Raw genomic sequence first — 3625 nt, forward strand, 5'->3', positions numbered from 1 at the left:
GGAGCCGACTTTAGTCGCGATGCAGTCAACGCAGTTTCAAGACAGTTGCTCCTACGCGGCTACAGCAATCGCACACACCGCTCCCGTAGCAGCGGCCATAGGCCGCGTCCGCAGGCGCCGCGCTGTTTCCGGCACACCGCAGCGCACCCGGACGCCGCCTGGCGGCAGCTGCTACGGGGACGCGCGCAACCCGCTGATCGCGTCGTCTGCATCGCGGCCAAGGCCGGCTCCTACCAGGCACGGGGTAGGAGCCGACTTTAGTCGCGATGCAGTCAACGCAGTTTCAAGACAGTTGCTCCTACGCGGCTACAGCAATCGCACACACCGCTCCCGTAGCAGCGGCCATAGGCCGCGTCCGCAGGCGCCGCGCTGTTCCCGGCACCCGGACGCCGCCTGCGGCAGCTGCTACGGGGCGGTGTCGAACGTCTCGCTTATCACGTCCACCAGGAACGCCATCACCGCGCGCAACAACGGCGAATGCCGCAGGTCTGCATGCAGCACCAGCCAGATCTCCCGGGCGAACCCTTCGCCCTCGAACGGCAGGCGTTGCAACAACGGGTCGGCATCACCCATGAACCGTGGCAGCCCGGCCACGCCCACGCCGGTGCGGGCGGCAGCGTGCTGGGTGGTGAGGTCGGTGACTTCGCAGGCAACCGGCCGCCCCTGGGCCACGGCCATCATCCACTGCTGGTGAGGCATGTCGGCAAGCTCCGGCCCGTAGGTGATGAAATGCCATTGCGCGGGGGCATGCAGGTGTTCGTAGTCGACGCTGGCATACAGGCCGAACGGCATGCTGCCGACTTTGCGCGTGACACTGTCCGGCTCGGTGGGCCGGTACAGGCGCACGGCAATGTCGGCTTCGCGGCGGCCCAGGGACACGCTGTGGACCTGGCTGACGATGGACAGTTGCACCTGTGGGTACTGCTGCTGAAAGCGGCGTAGCGTCGCGGCGAGGAAGTTGCTGGCCAACACCGGCGGTGCACTGAGGACTACCCGGCCGGCCGCCGGCGACTGTTCGGCGCGCACCACGCGCTGCACGGCAAAAGCACTGGCCTCCATCTCGCTGGCCAGCGCAAACACCTGCAAGCCCAAAGGGGTGAGCTGGCAGGCACGGGGCAGGCGGTCGACCAGGCGCACCTGCAGCTCGGCCTCCAGCGCGCCAAGGCGCCGGCTGACCGTGGCATGGTCAACCTTCAAGGTCCGCGCCGCGCCGGCCAGGCTGCCGGCGTGGCCAATGGCAAGAAATACTCGCAGACTCTCCCAATCGAACATCGGTGCGTTTTCTCCAGGTAGCGGTGCGCATATATGGAATTTTCGCACAGATACCGTCGCGGTAGCGTGAGGCCTTCATTCGGGAGGTTCCACCTATGCTCAATTCCACTGCCAGGAAGGTCCAATTCGCCACCTGCCTGGGTTTTTTCATCGTGCTGATGGACGTCAGCGTGGTTAACGTGGCGCTGCAGGCCTTGCGTCAGGACTTGTCGGCCAGCGTCACCGACCTGCAGTGGGTGGTGAACGCCTACGCGATGGTGTTCGCCGCGTTGCTGTTGATGGCCGGCACCCTCGCCGACCGCTTTGGCGCCAAGCGGGTATTCATGCTCGGCTACGCGCTGTTTGCGCTGGCGTCCATGGGCTGCGGCCTGGCACAGGGTTTGGTCGCCTTGATCGGCTGGCGCCTGGCCCAAGGGGTGGGCGCGGCGCTGTTGGTACCCACGTCGTTGTCGCTGTTGCAGCACGCCTTCCAGGACCCGGCCGCGCGCAACCGTGCCGTGGGCTGGTGGGGTGCAGGCGGTGGCATCGCCCTGGCAGCCGGCCCGGTGATAGGCGGCGTGTTGATCGCCACATTGGGCTGGCGCAGCCTGTTTTTCATCAACGTGCCGGTCGGCCTGCTCGGCCTGTGGCTGACCGCCCGCCACGCGCCCCGCTCCCCCGTACAGCCGCAACGCAGCCTGGACGTGCCCGGGCAACTGGCAGCGGTGCTGACCCTGGGCAGTTTCACTTTTGCCCTGACCCAGGCCAGCGCTTTGGGCTGGGCCAACCCGGTCATCATCGCCGCCGCAACGGCCTGTGTAGTGGGCGCCGTGCTGTTTGTGTGGCTGGAGGCCCGCGCGGCGCGGCCAATGCTGCCCTTGGCGCTGCTGCGCGACCCACTGCTGGCCAGCGCCAACGCCATCGGCGTGCTGGTCAACCTGGTGTTCTACGGCATGGTGTTTGCCCTGAGCCTGTACTTCCAGACCATTGAACGCCTCACGCCCGAGCAGACGGGCCTGGCGTTCCTGCCGATGATGGCGATCCTCATGGCAGTGAACATCCTCGCGGGCCGGTTGCTGCAACGAACCAGCCGGCGGCGCCTGGCGACCGGGGGCCTGCTGATTTCGGCGCTCGGTTACCTGCTGATGCTGCCAGCCTTGGCCGCCCACGGCTTCGCCTGGCTGGTAGTGCCGATGCTGCTGGCAGGGGGCGGCATTGCCCTGACCATCCCCACCATCACCGGCGCAGCGCTGGCGGCTGCGGCCCGGCACCACGCAGGCGTAGCGTCCGGGTTGCTGAACGCAGCGCGGCAGGTGGGCGGCATCACCGGCGTGGCACTGTTCGGCTTCCTGGTGCGCGGTGCTGCGCCACAGGTGTTCATGCAAGGCATGCATGACGCGCTGGTGATCTGCGTGGTAGCACTGCTCGCCGCAGCCGCACTGGCATCCACCGGCCTGCGCCCCACCCTCCAGCCATTGCCCCACACCACCCCGTAGCAGCGGCCGCCCGGCCGCGTCCGGCCCCGCCGCGGTGGCGCCTGGAGGACGCAGCCTGGCGGCAGCTGCTACGGGCACATTTTCTGTAGGACCCAAAGTAGGACATTTCTGATTTGCTCAGGTAGGGTACCCAGTGTCTTGTTATGCCTGGGGTGCACGCATACCCTCCTGCGGTCGCTGAATCACAGCGACCGGGTTTGGTAGCCCTGGGTAGACACGATGCGTCGCCACCTCTGGTGGCTGTGCGCAGGGCACCTCGTGTGCGCCGGTTCGCTCTACCCGGTCTACCAACCTGTGTACAGCCGCCTCCATCGTTTGGTAGCGATTTGGCGGCTCCCATGTTTTACGGAGCGCACTATGACAATCGAAATTCCCGCTACACCCAACCCATCCCGCGAAACAGCTGCCACGCCCTTCGGCAGCTGCGACTCACATCACCTGCCTTTTTACACCGTCCGTGCCGGTATTCCCATGGACGATGCCCTTGTGCAAATTTCCCTGTTGCTGAAGTGCGCGGCAGAGTCGGCCTATGAACTCAGTGATTACGGCGTCAAGCAAAGTGGCCTGCTGTGGGCGACGCTGCATGCGCTGGAAACTGCCAAGGGCTTGGCGGATGCGTTGATCGAAGGGGCCGCGTAACCTTCACCCCCCCGTAGCAGCGGCCGCCAGGCCGCGTCCGGCCCCGCCGCGGTGGCGCCTGGAGGACGCCGCCTGGCGGCAGCTTGTGTCTAGAAGAAGGAATAGAATCTGAGGTGAGAGCGGTGAATGGCAGGTTGTTCAGCAGCAGTGTTGATAAGCACGTGTAGCAGCAGAACCGCCATTCACCTCTCCGCTCTGGCTATAAGCCCGAACAGTTGAACGAGCCTACCTCGAACATC

General features: G+C 66.0%; 3 protein-coding genes. 2 read left to right on the forward strand and 1 reads right to left on the reverse strand.

Going from position 1 to position 3625, the window contains the following annotated elements; genetic code table 11:
* Positions 1-405 precede the first annotated feature (405 nt).
* Complete coding sequence (locus AC0Z2B_RS32375) at positions 406-1272, reverse strand: LysR family transcriptional regulator (RefSeq protein WP_476302245.1); 867 nt, start codon at positions 1270-1272, stop codon at positions 406-408.
* Between the two features lie 95 nt (positions 1273-1367).
* Between AC0Z2B_RS32375 and AC0Z2B_RS32380 the strand changes: the two genes are divergently transcribed.
* A complete protein-coding gene (locus tag AC0Z2B_RS32380; RefSeq protein ID WP_476302247.1) occupies positions 1368-2747 on the forward strand; it encodes an MFS transporter in 1380 nt (459 codons plus the stop codon).
* 357 nt (positions 2748-3104) lie between these two features.
* Positions 3105-3386, forward strand: a complete 282-nt coding sequence (locus tag AC0Z2B_RS32385) for a DUF3077 domain-containing protein (protein ID WP_476302249.1) — start codon at positions 3105-3107, stop codon at positions 3384-3386.
* Positions 3387-3625: the final 239 nt, after the last annotated feature.

The organism is Pseudomonas sp. GYB4201, from assembly GCF_056312595.1.

Bases quoted from the DNA above. Each gene is read 5' to 3' on its own strand.
- AC0Z2B_RS32385 (WP_476302249.1), top strand. From the start codon at position 3,105: ATGACAATCGAAATTCCCGCTACACCCAACCCATCCCGCGAAACAGCT.
- AC0Z2B_RS32380 (WP_476302247.1), top strand. From the start codon at position 1,368: ATGCTCAATTCCACTGCCAGGAAGGTCCAATTCGCCACCTGCCTGGGT.
- AC0Z2B_RS32375 (WP_476302245.1), bottom strand. From the start codon at position 1,272: ATGTTCGATTGGGAGAGTCTGCGAGTATTTCTTGCCATTGGCCACGCC.